At 30.4% G+C, this 17,262-nt stretch carries 15 protein-coding genes; 5 read left to right on the forward strand and 10 right to left on the reverse strand.

Annotated elements, in window-relative coordinates:
* Window positions 1–3: 3 nt before the first annotated feature.
* Window positions 4–1,356, forward strand: a complete 1,353-nt coding sequence (locus tag EU98_RS03340) for a TldD/PmbA family protein (protein ID WP_032515966.1) — start codon at window positions 4–6, stop codon at window positions 1,354–1,356.
* Window positions 1,353–2,339, forward strand: a complete 987-nt coding sequence (gene fmt / locus EU98_RS0108990; RefSeq protein WP_032515967.1) for a methionyl-tRNA formyltransferase — start codon at window positions 1,353–1,355, stop codon at window positions 2,337–2,339. Before EU98_RS03340 ends, fmt begins: the two co-directional genes overlap by 4 nt.
* On the opposite strand, the gene EU98_RS0108995 is transcribed toward fmt, so the two are convergent.
* Window positions 2,336–3,046, reverse strand: a complete 711-nt coding sequence (locus EU98_RS0108995) for a TerC family protein (protein ID WP_032515968.1) — start codon at window positions 3,044–3,046, stop codon at window positions 2,336–2,338. The genes fmt and EU98_RS0108995 overlap by 4 nt on opposite strands.
* A 74-nt stretch (window positions 3,047–3,120) precedes the next feature.
* Between EU98_RS0108995 and mfd the strand changes: the two genes are divergently transcribed.
* Complete coding sequence (mfd, locus tag EU98_RS03335; RefSeq protein WP_032515969.1) at window positions 3,121–6,630, forward strand: transcription-repair coupling factor; 3,510 nt, start codon at window positions 3,121–3,123, stop codon at window positions 6,628–6,630.
* A 72-nt stretch (window positions 6,631–6,702) separates the two neighbouring features.
* Window positions 6,703–6,864, forward strand: a complete 162-nt coding sequence (locus EU98_RS09900) for a hypothetical protein (RefSeq protein ID WP_011818467.1) — start codon at window positions 6,703–6,705, stop codon at window positions 6,862–6,864.
* Between the two features lie 459 nt (window positions 6,865–7,323).
* Here EU98_RS09900 and EU98_RS0109000 read toward each other — a convergent pair whose 3' ends face one another.
* Genes EU98_RS0109000 through dapB form a run of 6 tightly spaced genes read right to left on the reverse strand, consistent with a single transcriptional unit; the run spans window position 7,324 to window position 11,349 of the window.
* The gene (locus EU98_RS0109000) at window positions 7,324–7,914 is read right to left on the reverse strand and encodes a DUF4335 domain-containing protein (protein ID WP_193743022.1); all 591 of its coding nucleotides are present in this window, start codon (window positions 7,912–7,914) and stop codon (window positions 7,324–7,326) included.
* Between the two features lies 1 nt (window position 7,915).
* Window positions 7,916–8,440: a DUF3038 domain-containing protein gene (locus EU98_RS09520; RefSeq protein WP_342665654.1), complete on the reverse strand. Its 525-nt coding sequence runs from the start codon at window positions 8,438–8,440 to the stop codon at window positions 7,916–7,918.
* 39 nt (window positions 8,441–8,479) lie between these two features.
* Window positions 8,480–8,677, reverse strand: a complete 198-nt coding sequence (locus EU98_RS03325) for a DUF2949 domain-containing protein (RefSeq protein WP_032515971.1) — start codon at window positions 8,675–8,677, stop codon at window positions 8,480–8,482.
* Between the two features lie 5 nt (window positions 8,678–8,682).
* Window positions 8,683–9,837 (reverse strand): FAD-dependent monooxygenase, encoded by a 1,155-nt coding sequence (locus EU98_RS03320; RefSeq protein WP_032515972.1) that lies wholly within the window; start codon window positions 9,835–9,837, stop codon window positions 8,683–8,685.
* A 20-nt stretch (window positions 9,838–9,857) separates the two neighbouring features.
* Window positions 9,858–10,499, reverse strand: coding sequence for a hypothetical protein (locus tag EU98_RS03315; RefSeq protein WP_032515973.1), 642 nt, complete (start codon window positions 10,497–10,499; stop codon window positions 9,858–9,860).
* Between the two features lies 1 nt (window position 10,500).
* Window positions 10,501–11,349, reverse strand: coding sequence for a 4-hydroxy-tetrahydrodipicolinate reductase (gene dapB, locus EU98_RS03310; RefSeq protein ID WP_032515974.1), 849 nt, complete (start codon window positions 11,347–11,349; stop codon window positions 10,501–10,503).
* Between the two features lie 101 nt (window positions 11,350–11,450).
* Between dapB and EU98_RS03305 the strand changes: the two genes are divergently transcribed.
* Window positions 11,451–15,461, forward strand: a complete 4,011-nt coding sequence (locus EU98_RS03305) for a magnesium chelatase subunit H (RefSeq protein ID WP_032515975.1) — start codon at window positions 11,451–11,453, stop codon at window positions 15,459–15,461.
* Between the two features lie 8 nt (window positions 15,462–15,469).
* On the opposite strand, the gene folP is transcribed toward EU98_RS03305, so the two are convergent.
* Genes folP through EU98_RS03290 form a run of 3 tightly spaced genes read right to left on the reverse strand, consistent with a single transcriptional unit; the run spans window position 15,470 to window position 17,253 of the window.
* Window positions 15,470–16,315, reverse strand: coding sequence for a dihydropteroate synthase (gene folP / locus EU98_RS03300; RefSeq protein ID WP_032515976.1), 846 nt, complete (start codon window positions 16,313–16,315; stop codon window positions 15,470–15,472).
* Window positions 16,299–17,024 (reverse strand): triose-phosphate isomerase, encoded by a 726-nt coding sequence (tpiA, locus tag EU98_RS03295; RefSeq protein ID WP_032515977.1) that lies wholly within the window; start codon window positions 17,022–17,024, stop codon window positions 16,299–16,301. The genes folP and tpiA overlap by 17 nt, the downstream gene beginning before the upstream one ends.
* Before the next feature lie 52 nt (window positions 17,025–17,076).
* Complete coding sequence (locus tag EU98_RS03290; RefSeq protein WP_032516021.1) at window positions 17,077–17,253, reverse strand: RNA-binding S4 domain-containing protein; 177 nt, start codon at window positions 17,251–17,253, stop codon at window positions 17,077–17,079.
* Window positions 17,254–17,262: the final 9 nt, after the last annotated feature.

The following is a 17,262-nucleotide window of genomic DNA, read 5'->3' on the forward strand; positions in this document are numbered from 1 at the left end:
GATATGAATTCAAGAGAAATCACAACTCAAATCTCCAAAACTGCAGATTTCCTAAATCTTAAAAAATGGGATTATGGAGCAAGCTTCTCTAATGATTATTCTGTGCAAGTAGATAAAGGAGAGGCTAAACAACTTAAGGCATCACAAAAACAAATCTTAACTATAAGAGTTTGGAATCAATCTAATCTAGTTGGTATTACTACAACAAGTGATATTAGTGAATCTGGTATTAAAAAGGCTCTTAAGCAAGCAAATATAGCTTCTGATTTCGGCAATAAGAATGAATCTACAGAATTTTCACCACTAGCAAAGGATCCTATTAAAGTTAAGGAAGTTAAAAAAAGAAATCCTGTTGGAATAAAAAAATTACTTACAGTTTTAAGAGAAGCGGAAGTAAAACTATTAGAAAGTCATGAATCCATAAAATCTGTTCCATATAATGGTTTATCTGAGAGTTTCTTTGAGAGAGTTTATGCAAATAGTGAGGGTGCCTTTCGAAGTTATTCCAAAAGTCAAGCAGCCCTATATTTATATGCAAGAGCAGAAGAGAAAAATAAGAAGCCTCGTAGTTCAGGTTCCGTAAAACTTGGATATGGAGCTGATGATATAGATATAGAGTCGTGTATTAAAGAGGCTTCAAATAAAACAATTTCTCATTTAAATTATTCATCTATTAAAACTGATAAATATTTAATATGTTTTTCCCCAGAGTCTTTTTTAACTATCATTAACGCCTTTAGCTCAATGTTTAATGCTAGAAGCATCATTGATGGAGTGAGCTTATCTAATAAAAATTCAATCGGAGAGAAACTATCTACAGAAGCACTTAATATTTATGATGATGGCCTTCACGAAAAGAATATTTCTTCAACACCTTTTGATGGAGAGGGAACCCCAACCAAAAGACTATGTCTAATTAACAGAGGGAGAATTGAAAATTTTATACATTCTGAATCAACTGCAAGAATATTTAAAACGACTCCCACTGGCCACGCTGGACTAGGATCAAAAGTATCAGTATCTCCCGATTGGATCGTAGTTGAAAAGTCAGATGAAAACTTTGATCTAAAAACATCACTCGATCACTCTACTTATGAGGGAGAATTTGTTTATATAGAGGAGTTAAATGCAATCCATGCAGGTGTCAGAGCAAGTCAAGGTTCATTTTCTCTTCCATTTGATGGATGGCTCTACAAAAACGGAAAAAAAATCTCAATAGAATCTGCCACCGTAGCAGGGGATATCAAATATCTTTTGAAAAATATAGTAAATATTGAATCAAGCCAGGAGGTAACAACAAGTGGAATTTCTCCACATATATGGGTAGATGAATTATCAATAACTGGTGACGCGTGAGAATTATATTCTGGGGAACACCTGAATATTCAATTCCTAGTCTTGATATTTTTATTAAATCTAAGCACGAGGTAATTGCAGTAGTTAGCCAACCGGATAAGAAGAGATCTCGGGGAAATAAATTAATAGCCTCACCTGTAAAAAGCATTGCTGAGAAAGAATCTATAAAAATTTATACTCCAGAAAAAATCAGGGGCAATATAGATTTTATAAATGAACTTAAATCACTTTCTTGTGATTTATTTATTGTTATAGCTTACGGGAAAATTTTACCCAAAGAGATATTGGAAATTCCAAAATTTGGTTGTTGGAACGCACATGCTTCATTACTGCCAAGATGGCGTGGTGCCGCCCCAATTCAATGGTCCCTAATAAGAGGCGATGAATTTACTGGTGTAGGAATCATGAAAATGAATGAGGGACTGGATACTGGCGACATATTGTTGGAAGAAAAAATTAAAATTAGTAATAACGATAATTTAAATACACTATCGGAAAAACTTAGTATTTTATCGGCAAAATTATTTTTAAATGCTACATCTATAATCGATGAAAATATTAATAAAAATACTAATCCTCAATTAATAAAACAAAATACCCTTGGAAGAGAAATTACTTACGCAAGAATGATTGAAAAATCAGACTTTAAAGTTGATTGGGGTAATGAGGCAATTAAAATTTCTCAAAAAATAAAAGGACTATACCCACGAACAAATACAAATTTTAGAGGTAAGAACCTTAAAATACTTAAAATCAAAGTTTTGACTAGTGATGTAATTAAAAATGAAAAATACCTTTTCATGAGCAATTATTCAAGACCAGGTTTTATTCTTGCTGTAATAGAAAATGAAGGAATTATAATTTCAACTAAAACTGATCCGATTATTTTGTTAGAAGCAAAACTTGAAGGCAAAAACATTTCTAGCAAAAAGCAATTGATTCAACAGTTAAAGCCATCAGCAGGTGAATATCTCTCAGATTAAGTTTTAGATTCTTTTTTAGAGAATCCCCAAATGAAAGCAAAAAGAATCAAAAAATAAAAATAATAGTCTGGAAGAATAGATTCTTTAATTAACGTATTTAGTAAAAGTTTAATCCCAACTATTAAAATTGCTACGTAACCGGCTGTTTCTAATCTAGAAAATATATCCAGAAGTTTTAGAAAAATCCCCGATGTAAATCTTAAGGCTAATACTCCAATCACTGCTCCAAATATAATTAATATGTATTGATCACTTATAGCTACTGCAGTAGTGATACTGTCTATGGAAAAAGCAAAATCAGTAATTGAAAGAAGCGCTACAACCCTTAAAAACCTAAAATTATTTTTATTATTATCTGTCCCATTTTCAGCGTTTTCTATATCTGAATTTAAAAAAATATTAGAGAAGAATAAATAAATTAAATAAAAACCAGCAAAAACTCTAATAAAAATAAACTTTAGAAGAACATTAGATAATATGATTAGAATAATTCTAAATAATAAAGATATTGTTATACCAATATTTAAGGCTCTTGACCTTAATTCTGAACTATCGAGGGATTTAGTAAGAGAAGCTAGTGCTACAGCATTGTCTGCAGATAATAATAATTCTAGAGTAATTAATATTGGTAAAAGTGTAAAAATTTCATACCAACTGTCTACCTGATCTAGTGTGGGTATAAAAGAATTTATTGCGGCGGAATCCATCAAATATTATTCACAATCAGTATAAAATCTAATATAATGGATCGGATATTTGTAATCAAGATTGATAGTTATAAATGAGTTTAAATACTTTAGTTGATTATATTTCGAACTCACAAATTACTTCTGAATTAATAAAAAGAATTTCAAAAAATAATGAATTAAATATTGTTGGTTCAAGTAGATATGCAAAATCAATAATATTAGATAGCATCGCGAAAAAAGAGGAAAAAAATATATTATTAATTTGTCCTAATGTAGAAATTGCCTACAAATGGATTGGTTATTTTGAAAGTATAAATGATAAAGCAGTTTTATATTATCCTCCAACAGAACATCTACCATACTCATCAATTAATAAATCCAAAGAGATTGAATTTAGTCAGCTTACTGTTTTATCCAAATTAATAAAAAAAGAGAAAAATGAACTTAATATTGTTATATCAACTGAGAGATCACTACAACCTCATCTAATAAATAAAAACTTATTAATTGAAAACAAATTAGATTTGCAAAAAGGAGTTCAAATCGAGATTCAAGAATTAGCAAATAAACTTACTTTGTTGGGCTATACAAAGGATAATGTAACTTCAACTGAAGGATTCTGGAGTAGGAGAGGGGAAATAATAGATATTTATCCTGTCAATAATGAGTTTCCTGTAAGATTAGAATTTTTTGATAATGTCATTGAGAAAATAAGAGAATATGATCCCCATACACAGAAAACATTAGAAAGTATAAATAATATTGAAATAATACAGGCTGGATTTGATTTGCTAATAAAAAATAAGTTAAATAATTTATCCAAGAACAATCTTTTTAATTCAGAAGATATAAATAAAAATAATCTTGATCGTTATTTAGGAATAATTGAAGAAGAACCCTCAAACATAATAGATTTTATAAATAAGGAAACAATTCTTGTAATTGATGAATTAGAAGATTGTAAAAAATTTGTAAATAATTGGTATCTAGATTCAGAAAGTAATTTTGATAATTGTAAGTATGAATTAAATGAGAACCTTAAAAATAATGACATTAATTTAGAGGTAAAACCTAATTTGCATTTAAAGTTTGACGAAATATTAAAATCACTAGGAAATTTTAATTTAATAAAATTTTATGAATTTGAATCTAAAATCAATATCGATAATAGATTTTTGTTAAACGATAAAAGATTAAATTCATACTCTAAAAATGTAGGAAAATTATCCAATGATATAAATAAAAATATAAAAAATAATGAAAAAGTATGGATATTATCAGCACAACCATTGAGAACAAGGACTTTACTTTTTGAGCACGAATGTAATGCAAACTTCTTAAACAATCCTAATGATATTGATGAAGCATATAAGTCAATTAATAATTCAACTCCTCTAATTTTAAAAAATAAGAACAATTACGAAATCGAGGGGTTTTATCTTCCGATAGTGAAAGTTGTCCTGATAACAGATAAAGAATTATTTTCACAACAATCTCTTTTTAATAATGTATTCATAAGAAGAAAAAAAAGAAGTGTCAATTCAAATATAAATGTAAATAAGATTAGTCCCGGTGATTTTATAGTTCATAAAAATCATGGAATAGGAAAATTTTTAAAAATAGAAAAAATAAATATAACTGGAGATTCAAGAGATTATTTAGTCATTCAGTATCAAGATGGAAAGATAAGTGTTGCTGCTGATCAACTTGGTAGTGTTAACAGATATAGATCAAGCGGAAAAATAAAGCCGAAAATAAATAAATTAGGAGGGACAGAATGGGAAAAAATAAAAGAAAAAAATAAGAAACAAATCAAAAAAGTTGCTGTCGATATTTTAAAACTTTATGCAAAGAGAGAAAAATTAAAGGGTTACATTTACCCAGAAGATGGTCCTTGGCAAGATGAATTAGAGGAATCATTCCCTTATCAACCAACACCTGACCAAATTACTGCTGTAGAAGAAATAAAATCTGATATGGAAAGCGAAAAGCCAATGGACAGGCTAGTTTGTGGAGATGTAGGATTTGGCAAAACAGAAGTAGCTGTTCGGGCTATTTTTAAGGCTATTACATCAGGCAAACAGGTAATATTACTAGCACCTACTACAATCCTAGCTCAGCAACATTGGAGGACAATAAGTAATAGATTTTCACCTTACCCAATAAAAGTATCATTACTCAATAGATTCAAAACTGTTAATGAAAGAAAGGAAATCTATGCAGGTTTGAAAAATAACAAAATTGATTTAGTTGTAGCAACGCACCAAATTTTAGGAAAAGAAATAGAAATTAAAAACTTAGGACTACTAGTTATTGATGAAGAACAAAGATTTGGAGTAAGGCAAAAGGAGAAAATAAAAAAAATCAAAACCAACATAGACGTTTTAACTCTCTCGGCAACTCCAATTCCAAGAACTCTTTATATGAGCTTATCTGGACTAAGACAAATGAGCTTACTAAACACTCCTCCACCATCAAGAAGATCAATAAAAACATATTTATCTGAAATAGATATGGATGTTATAAGAACTGCAATTAATCAAGAACTTGATAGGGGAGGTCAAATTTTTTATGTTCTTCCAAGAATTTCTGATATAGATCAAGCTGTAAATAAATTAAATAATATGTTTCCCAGCTTAAAATTTATTGTTGCTCATGGGCAAATGAACGAAACAGAACTTGAAAATGCAATGATTGCTTTTAATAATGGAGAAGTAGATTTAATGATATGCACAACGATAATTGAAAGTGGATTAGACATCCCTAAAGTAAATACAATCATTATTGAAGATTCTCACAAATTTGGCCTTTCACAACTTTATCAACTTAGAGGAAGAGTAGGTAGAAGCGGTGTACAAGCACATGCTTGGTTATTTTATCCAAATATAAATAAAATTAATGACGCTGCAAAACAAAGATTGAAAGCGATAAAAGACTTTTCAGAACTAGGCAGTGGATACCAACTTGCAATGAAAGATATGGAAATAAGAGGTGTTGGTAGTTTACTAGGAGAAGAACAAAGTGGAAAGGTTAATGCTATTGGATATGATTTATATATAGAAATGCTCCATGAGGCTATTTCGGAAATCAGCGGGCAAGAAATACCTGAAGTTAACGACACTCAAATTGATCTACCAATAAATGCATTTATACCTGCAACATGGATATTAAACAGAGAAGAGAAGCTTGAAGCTTACAAATCTGTTACTGAATGTTCAAATAATGATGAATTAACTGAATTAGCTACAGACTGGGTTAATAGATATGGAAACTTACCCAAACCTGTTGAGTCCTTAATTATGATAATGAAAATAAAATTACTAGCTAAAAAATGTGGTTTTAATAAGATCAAGCTCAAAAAGCCAAACATCTTGATAGAGACAAAATTAAAAAATTCTACTTTTAAAATTCTTAAAAATTCTTTGGCAAGTAGTGTTCAAAATAAATTTAATTTTAATGAAGGCCAACCATTTTCAATCATCACTATAAGGGGTTTAGGTGCAACTGAAATTCACAATCAAATTGAGCAACTAATGTTGTGGTTCGTTACTTTTGAAAGAGAAATAAAGAATTTCGATAAAGAACTTATTAAAAGAGATTAAATTATTAAATAATTATTTAAAATCCGCGAATCAGTTTGATTTCGGTTAGGTTTATAAAAATTTATTTATTTTATGGGTGAATATATAGACGTCGGAATCCAAACTTCGATTTTACCCTTATCAATTATTCTTTCATCAATTGTATTAGGCATATTTGCATTATTCGGAGAAGAAACAGAAAATGATGATGATGATTCTGATTCAGGAAGTGGTGGCTTAATGCAACCTATTTGAAATTATTTATAAACAATTTGTTTTGACTTTCTCTTAGAGACTTTAAATAACCTATTAAATGAACCTATCATTAAAATAAGAGCAGTAAAAGAAGATACAAAAATAAAAATCACCAACAATATCTCATACAGATATGAAAAGAGATCAATCAATAATAAAAAAGATTTATTAAATGTCGAAGGTAGATTTTGTAACAGCAAATTTTTATTAGGAATTAAATAATTTATATAAAATAATAAAACACTCAAAATAAACAAAAAGAAAGATTCAGTAAATAGTCTTTTTTTAGATTTTCTTCTTAAATTTAATTTTTTTTTAAAAATATATTTATCAGGTTTAATATTCAAATTTGGGATGTTTAAATCTGCCATAAATCAAAGTTCAAAGAAAAAATTTGAATAACTCTGAAAAGAAATTAACCTATAGTATCGTGTTTATATTTAAGATGCTAATTGCTCTTTATTCAGCATTTGTTAGTTCTTTTTTTTCTATATCTTCAAAAGGACTATTGAAATAAATAAAAGAAGAAGAGAACAGAATTAAAGCGCAAATTGCAATAAATGGTGGAATTAAAAAATTGAAAAATTTAACTTTTTTATTTAACCTAAAACTTAATTTTTTATTAATGTTAGTAGGTATATTAGTTTTTTTTAATCTTACTTTTGGCGATTCATTTAACTGATCAAAACAATTTATAGTATCTGAAAGCAATGAATTACCAATCTTTAAAACTAAAGGCTTTACATTTGGTTTAGAGCTCTTTAGAACAATATTATGTATGTGGAGATTATGGGCTTTTATATCGATTAATTTAGATTCATATATTGGGATTTCGTTTTTGATTAAAAGATTTGAATAAATATAAAAAGCATCCATAATAGGCCCTAAATGTTCAATTTTTCCTTCAATAAGTGGTTTATCAACTATGGTTAATTTCCATTGAGAAATTATAGATATTTGTTCTTTATTTTCATTATTGGAATAATCTGGCAATCCGATTATTTCGAGACTTGCTGAAGATTGATGAAATGACAATTTATTTTGCATCATATTAAAAATCGTGTAAAAAATTCTTCAACTTTTGATAGCCCTGATTTGAAATACAAAAAGATAAAATAAGCAAAGACTTTATTATAATCTCATCATTTTCAGCTTGATTTAAAAGCTTTTTCACTCTCATACTATCTAGATTAAATCTCTCTTTAATCAACTCAATAAATCTCTTATTAAAATCATTCCAGATTAGTGAATTCTCTTCAATATTTTCTTTGGATTTCAGTATCTCTCTAATATAAGGATATAAATATTTAGACATTTCGACTGTAATTCTTATTAAGGCATCGAATTCGTCAAGTTTAATATTGTTAGTAACATAGGATTTTCTAAGTGGATTATTGTTCCTTAATTTCCAAATAGTCACTTTATTTGGTAAAACATTATTTAGTTTAAGTCTATTTGATAATGCGTAAAGGGACTGGATACCATTTAAATCAATAGTTTCTAGTATTAATAATAATAAATCAAGCTTCTCTATAGATTTTCTTGATACCTGATTTCTTCTAGTTAAAGCTGTAATTGTTCCTTATCTGAATATGGACAGATTATAACAGAATTATTAATCCATTTTTTGAAATAAAAATGAATATAACTTATCTAGTTCTTCATTAGTGAGCATTCCATAACTCCATAATGATATTGGCAATGGTGTGTTATTTTTTATAGATAATCTTATACCAAGTTCAATTGTAGATTCATCTAAACCTAATACATTAAATAAATAAATTATCATTTCTCGAGATACATAATTATTCATCAGTTCTATTTAATACTTGAGTAAATGAGAGATTTAGTCATTTGATTTAAGACTAATTTTCTTATTAAAGTAAATTTATTTAAAAGTAAAAATGAAAAATTCCTAATTGGAAATAAAAAAACGTTTCTATTAGCAAAAATTGATATCAATGAGTCAGTTATAAAAATAGTGAAGATAATATCTAAAATCCTGCTTGAAAAATACTTAAACTTAAATAATATCAATTGCATTTTAGTAATAGCAGTATTTTTATTAAAAAGATCATAAATAGTATTAACATCTCTCCAACAAGTATTTAGACCCTGACCGCCAACAGGATGAAATGTATGGAATGCATCTCCTACAAAAACAAATTTTTTAAAATTTAAAACTGGTAAATTTAAGGATAATGAAACAGGAAAAATATTAAATTCGCCAATTATTTGGTCCAACTTAAATTCATCTGGCAAGATTGTTGATAAATTATCCATTAAAAAATTCTTGTCAGAATTTAACCTTTCAATTGCCTTTAATGTACTGGAAGTCCAAATTACTTGATATAAGTTTTTTTCTAAAGGTAATAATGCTAATGGGCCTTCTTTCCTAAAAATTTCATAAGCACGCTTTTCACAATGACCTCTAAGAGAAACTTTAAAAGTTAAACAAGACTGATCATAAGATTTTTTTATATCAACAAAATCTAAGAATTTTTTATCAAGTGAGTTTGCTCCGGTTGAAAAGAATTGATAATCAAATAATATTTTTTTACGTAACAATCTCTGTGGCGTCATAAAAAAAATATTTTCATAATTATCAATTTCTTGAAAAAATACGTTCATGAGATCTGAATGTTTAACTACCCAGCCAATATTTTCAGCAGAACTTATATCATCATCTAAGTCAGAAGTTGATAAATTGGTAAAAGCAGAAGTTACGCGATCTGAAATTGAAAGAGAATCAAAGCCAAATAAAAATGGTTCTAATTTTTTCCAAAGTCTGAATTTAGATAAGATTTTTCTTGATGAGTGAGTAATTGCATAAGTTTTATCTTTATCTATTAATCTATCTTTTGATATTAAATCAGTTAAAAAAATATTACAATCAAATTTTGAAAGTGCGATTGAAAGTAATAAACCTGTGGGACCTGATCCAACAATTTTAAAATTAAATTTATTATTCATCAGATTTTTATAAGCATCAACTATCTATTCAAATAAATATAGCAAATTTCCTCAAATGCTGGTCTTAATAAATATGGGTACTCACCAACCCATAAATTAACTTCAGGAAGCCAAGCATCGGTCAAATAAAAATCTCTGTCAAAATTACGATTATCAGATGTTATTAAACATCTAATACTGGAACCCACCCTAATTTGACTGTGCTTATTTTCCATAGGAAAACTTAATTTTTCCAAATAACCATCTTCATCTTCTAATTCAAGTACTAACCAAGTCCTTTTGTTTTCAATAACTTCTAATCGACCTTGCCTATTAGATTGTTCTCTTGAACTTTCGATCTTTTCTGTTTTATAGATATCTGATATATAGCCATCAAAAATAGAAAAAAATTTATATTTTCTTAATTGCAAATTTTTTCTACTTGATTCAAGAATTGGGCCCCAGATGATATACAAAAAGAAACCTACACATAGGAATAACCAGAAATTATTAGTTTGATCTCCAGTCGAACTAATAATTAATGAGATAAATCCACCAATTGAAGAAACAATTACTCTTTGAAGAATTTTTCTCGGATTCCCCAACGCGTACTTAAATTGACTTCCTGTACCAACTGCAGGAATAAGTTTTGAAATTTGACTTGAATTAATTGGAATTAACATTTTAAAAAATCAATTTTTCAAGTCCATAAACTAAAGTTTCAAAATTACCAATTTTTTTAATAGTCTGTAAAACTCCTGGCATGTATGCCTTTCTATCAATAGTGTCATGCTTAATTGTGTAAGTTTCTCCTGCAGATCCCATAATTACTAACTGATGAGCGAGTAATCCTGGTAATCGTACAGAATGTATATTAATTCCTGAATCTCTGAGCCCACCTCGTACACCTGTCAATAACTCAGACTCTTTTACTAAATTTTGATTAAATTTCTTTGGATATTCTTCAATCATTTCTGCAGTTTTTATACAAGTCCCACTAGGAGAATCAGCTTTTTGATTATGATGCATTTCTATTAATTCAATATTGTCATAAAACCTTGCAGCTACCGATGCCGCTTGCTGAAGAAGAACCATGCCTACTGAAAAATTAGGAATTATTGCACAACCAACCGATGCTTTCTGAGCAAAAACAGACAAATCTTGTATTTGCGAAGGGCTGAGACCTGTAGTTCCTACTACTGGTGATACACCATATGCAATAGCTGATCTCGTATTTTCATATACAGAATCAGGATGAGTAAAATCAACCAGCACAGGTTTGATATTTTCATTTCTATAATTTTGACTTACAGAACATAAAGTTCCTTCAAAATCATTTGAAACAAAAACATCACAATTTTTTACCTTCAATAATTCAGAAATATTTGAGCCATTGTTCTTTTCGTTTATGTCGATTGCTGCAACAAGTTCACAATCTGTAGAATTTAATACAGTATTAACAACTTCGCTACCCATTCTGCCTAAAGCTCCGGATACTAGTACTGGTATAGGTTTTTTAGAATTTTCAATCATTTTTTTAAAAATTTTTTTTTAAAGGTTGTTACACGCTATTTATATTCCACACAATAACGTCTTTTCATTCGTAGGCTGGTAGAAATACTTAAAGAAAATCAATGTTTACGCAGGTCCGCTCAGCAAACCGCAGAGTATCTCCTGTTGAGGATAACAAACACAAAGTTGTAATAAAAGCAGTTTATGTTGTCCTTGAGCCACAATACCAAAATTCCTTAACGGAAGCTGCAAAGTCAATAAACAATATGAATGGGCCTATAGGTATAGACCTTAGCGGCTATCTTATCGAAGAACTTAGGAATGATAGTAATTTTGAAGATTTTAAAGAAGATATAGCTAATGCAGATATTTTCGTAGCCTCTTTAATTTTCATTGAAGACCTTGCTCAAAAAGTAGTTGATGCAGTAACTCCATTTAAAGACAAACTTAAAGCATCAATTATTTTCCCCTCCATGCCAGAGGTAATGAGATTAAATAAGCTAGGTTCATTTAGTATGGCCCAACTTGGTCAATCTAAAAGTATTATTGGAGATTTAATAAAAAAGAAAAAAGAATCTGATGGAGCAAGTTTCCAAGACTCAATGTTGAAGTTATTAAACACACTACCTTCAATACTTAAATATCTTCCAGTAGAAAAAGCTCAAGATGCAAGAACATTCATTCTAAGTTTTCAGTATTGGTTAGGTGGTACAACTGAGAATTTAAAAAACTTCTTGTTAATGATATCTGAAAAGTACGCTGTTTCAGAAATCATAAAAGAACAAATAGAAGAATTCAAAATTCAAGACCCTGAAACATTCCCAGATTTAGGAATTTGGCATCCTCTTGCTCCTTGCATGTTTGAAAGTCTTAAAGAATATCAAAATTGGGAAAATAATAGGAAAGATATAAAACTTAAAGATGACAAAACTCCAACAATAGGCTTAGTGCTTCAAAGGAGTCATATCGTTACGGGAGATGATGCTCATTACGTTGCTGTTATTCAAGAATTGGAATACAGAGGTGCAAGAGTACTACCCATCTTCTGTGGAGGTCTAGATTTTTCTAAACCAGTTAATGAATTTTATTATGATTCCACAAATAAGGATCAACCTATAGTAGATGGAGTTGTATCTTTAACAGGATTTGCACTAGTTGGTGGTCCAGCAAGACAAGATCATCCTAAAGCCATTGAAGCCCTAAAAAGGTTAAACAGACCCTATATGGTTGCACTTCCATTAGTCTTCCAAACCACGCAAGAATGGGAAGATAGTGATCTAGGTTTACATCCTGTTCAGGTAGCGCTTCAGATTGCAATTCCAGAGCTTGATGGTGCTATTGAACCTATTATTCTCTCAGGACGTGATGATGCAACAGGTAAGGCGCATACCCTCCAAGATCGAGTTGATGTAATAGCTGAAAGAGCAATAAAATGGTCAACTTTAAGGGTTAAACAAAGAAAGGATAAAAAATTAGCCATCACAGTATTTAGTTTTCCACCAGACAAAGGTAATGTTGGTACGGCAGCATACTTGAATGTTTTTGGTTCAATTTATAGAGTACTCCTTGAAATGAAATCGAAGGGATATCAAATAGATGAACTTCCAAGTAATTCAAAAGAATTAATGGAAAAAGTAATTAACAACCCAGAAGCGATGGATGGCTCTCCAGAGTTAAATATTGCTCATAAGATGTCAGTAAAAGAATACGAAGAGTACACCCCATATTCACAAAGACTCGAAGAAAATTGGGGTAAACCTCCTGGCAACCTTAATAGTGACGGACAAAACCTTCTTATCTATGGGAAACATTTTGGAAATGTCTTTATAGGAGTTCAACCTACATTCGGTTATGAAGGTGATCCCATGAGATTACTCTATTCAAGAAGTGCTAGTCCTCATCATGGTTTTGCAGCGTATTACACATATGTAGAAAAAATCTGGGGGGCTGATGCTGTTCTTCATTTTGGAACTCACGGCTCACTTGAATTTATGCCTGGGAAGCAGATGGGCATGAGTGAAACTTGCTATCCGGATTCTCTCATTGGATCATTACCTAATTTGTATTACTATGCTGCGAATAATCCATCTGAAGCAACAATTGCGAAGAGAAGAGGATATGCTTCAACTATTAGTTATCTTACTCCTCCAGCAGAAAATGCAGGACTATACAAAGGACTTAAAGAACTTAGTGAACTCGTTGGTTCTTATCAACAATTAAGAGAAAATAGCAGGGGTATTCAAATTGTTAATGCAATAGTTGAAACTTCTAAACAATGTAACCTTGACAAAGATGTAGAGCTTCCTTCAAAAGAAGTAGAAGAACTTTCAATAGATGAAAGAGATTTATTTGTTGGTAATGTCTATAAACAGTTGATGGAGATTGAAAGTAGATTGTTACCTTGCGGTCTTCATACTATTGGAGAAGCTCCAACAGCAGAGGAAGCTGTTGCAACACTTGTAAATATTGCTTCTTTAGAGAGAGAACAAGAAGGATTAAGATCTCTTCCTGGATTACTCGCAGAATCCATCGGTCTTACTATTGAACAAATTTATGATGGTAATAATAAAGGTGAACTTAATTTTGTAGAGTTAAATGAAAAAATTATAAAAACAGCAAGAGAGTCTATTTTTGCGATGGTCAACTCTTTAAAAATTCTTGATGGCAGAGTTTATTTAGAAAAATCACTTCTTTCCAAACTTTTCGATTTACTTAAAGTTTTTGGTCTAAATCTACCTACCCCTTGGCTAAGAGTTTGCAGATTAAATGGATTTAATGAAGTTAATCAGAAGGAATTAAATAAATTATTTGATTACTTACTTTTCTGTCTGGAACAAGTCTGCGCAGACAAAGAAATGGATAGCCTCATTAAAGCACTTGATGGAAATTATGTTTTACCTGGACCAGGTGGAGATCCCATAAGAAATCCAGGCGTTTTACCCAGTGGTAAAAATATCCATGCACTTGATCCTCAATCAATCCCAACTACAGCAGCAGTTGCTGCAGCTAAGTCTGTTGTTGACAAATTAATTGAGAGACAAAAAGAAGAGCAAGGAACTTGGCCCGAAACAATAGCTTGTGTTTTATGGGGTACTGATAACATCAAAACTTACGGGGAATCACTTGCACAAATATTATGGTTTGTTGGGGTAAAACCAAAACCAGATTCTGTTGGAAGAATTAACAAATTAGAATTAATCCCTTTAGCAGAATTAGGTAGGCCAAGAATAGATGTAGTAGTTAATTGTTCAGGAGTATTTAGAGATCTATTTATCAATCAAATGGCATTAATAGATCAGGCAGTCAAATTAGCAGCTGAAGCTGATGAACCACTGGAATCTAATTTTGTGAGGAAACATTCACTAGAACAAGCAGAAAAAGAAGGCACTTCTATCAGAGAAGCTTCAGCGAGAGTATTCTCTAATGCAAGTGGAAGTTACAGTTCAAATGTTAATTTAGCCGTAGAAAATTCAACATGGGAGGAAGAAAATGAATTACAAGAAATGTATTTATCTCGCAAAACATATGCTTTTAATGCCGATAATCCAGGTGAGATGAATCAAAAAAGAGAGGTATTTGAGTCAGTAATGAAAACAGCAGATGTTACATTTCAAAACCTTGATTCTTCAGAAATTTCATTAACAGATGTAAGTCATTATTTTGATTCGGATCCTACAAAATTGATTAAGACTTTAAGAGATGACGGAAAAGAACCAAGTAGCTACATAGCAGATACAACCACTTCTAATGCTCAAGTTAGAACACTAGGAGAAACTATCAGATTAGACTCAAGAACCAAACTCTTAAATCCTAAGTGGTATGAAGGTATGCTCAAATCTGGCTACGAAGGAGTTAGAGAACTTTCTAACAGACTTAATTACACTCTTGGTTGGAGTGCTACAAGTGGTCAAGTAGATAATTTTGTATATGAAGAAACTAATGAAACATTTATAAATGACGAAGAGATGAGGAAAAGATTAATGGATCTTAACCCTAATAGTTTCAGAAGAATTGTTGGAACATTGCTAGAAGTTAATGGTAGGGGATATTGGGAAACTTCAGATGAAAATATAGAACAGTTGAAAGAACTATACCAAGAGGTAGAGGATAAAATCGAAGGAGTTAAGGAATAATAAATTTGTTATTTTCTGTAAATCCTATCAGCCACTTTCAGGATTTGATAATTTAGTTTAACGTTGTGGACTCTCACAATATCAATATTAAATTGAGAACACAGACAACTTATTGCTAGTGTTCCTATATCCCTTTCTTTTGGATTTTCCTCATTCAAAATTTCTCCTATAAATCTCTTCCTAGATGCACCTATCAAAATTGGCAAATCCCATTTTTTAAATACATCTAAGTTTCTCAATATTTCCAAATTATGAATGATATCCTTTGAAAAACCAATTCCAGGATCAACAATTATGTTTCTTTTAGATATATTTTTTTCTAAAGCATTCTTAATTAAATTATCAAGCGAGCATTTAACGTCACTTAATACATTCTGGTAATTAGAGAGTTGATTCATATTTTGACTATTACCACGACTATGCGTTATGACGAATGGACAATTGAATTTTGATACAACATCCAAAATATTTATATCTCTTCTTCCTCCAGTGACATCATTTATCCAATTAGCACCATTTAATAGAGCTTCGTAAGCTACGTCAGAATTAAAAGTATCAATAGAAATTAAAACATCTGGATATTCAGATTTTATTAATTTTAGATAAGGAATCAATCTTTTTATTTCTATGCCTGAGCCAACTTCTTCAGCCCCTGGTCTAGTACTTTGAGCACCAAGATCAATAACATCAACGCCATTACTCAAGAAATGATTTACTTGATCTAAAACTTTTTTTGAAGAATTTAATTCTCCACCATCACTAAATGAATCGGGAGTTAAATTAATAACTCCCATAATTGAAGTTTTTTGTCCCCAGCCTTTTGGCCATGAATTTTTATTATTGATAATTTGCAATTCTCGCGAAACTATTCGGATCTAATGAAGCCCCTCCAACTAACACCCCATCTATATCACTCATTGACATGATTTCGTCAATATTATTAGGTTTAACGGATCCTCCATATTGAATAATTACATCATCAAAACCTATTAATTTCCGAATCAAAGAACATATATTATTAGCATCTTCTGCCTCACATGTTTTACCAGTGCCAATAGCCCATATTGGTTCATAGGCAACAATTAAATTAGTTGGATCTGTATTTTCTAATCCTTGTTCAACCTGTCTAGTAATAACTCTATCAGCTTCTCCTCTCTCTCTTTGTTCTAATGTTTCTCCAACACAAACTATTGGAGTAAGTCCACTAGATTGAGCAAAAACTGCTCTTTTATTAATTTGTTCATCACTTTCACTAAAATATTTCCTTGGCTCACTGTGTCCAACGATTGCATATGAGACGCCATGTTCAAGAAGCATTTTTGGAGATATTTCTGCTGTAAATGCTCCTTGATCTTCCCAATGAATATTTTGACTAGAAATATCTATATAATCAAAATCAGAATGATCAGAAAAGGTTGAAATAGCCGTGAAAGGTGGAGCTATAACAACTTTACGATCGTCTTTTATGTTTTTAATTAAAGGAATAAACTCTTCTAGATAGGATTTAGCTTCAGCACAAGTCATGTGCATTTTCCAATTACCAGCAATTACAGATTTTCTCAAAATACTATCTCCAAGAAAAATATACTAATACAAAGTGAGTTGAATAAGCTAACTATTCAAAAATTAATTCATTTTTTAGAAATATTACTTTATCACCCTTGTTTAACTTCCTTCCTCTCCTAGTCTCAATTACACCATTAACCAAAACAGAACCGGATTTAATAAAAATTTTTGCTTCGCCACCAGTAGATACCAAATTTTTCCATTTTAAGAATTGATCCAATTTCATTGTTTTTAA

The sequence above is a fragment of the Prochlorococcus marinus str. MIT 9314 genome, assembly GCF_000760035.1.
Classification (GTDB): Bacteria; Cyanobacteriota; Cyanobacteriia; order PCC-6307; family Cyanobiaceae; genus Prochlorococcus_A; species Prochlorococcus_A marinus_B.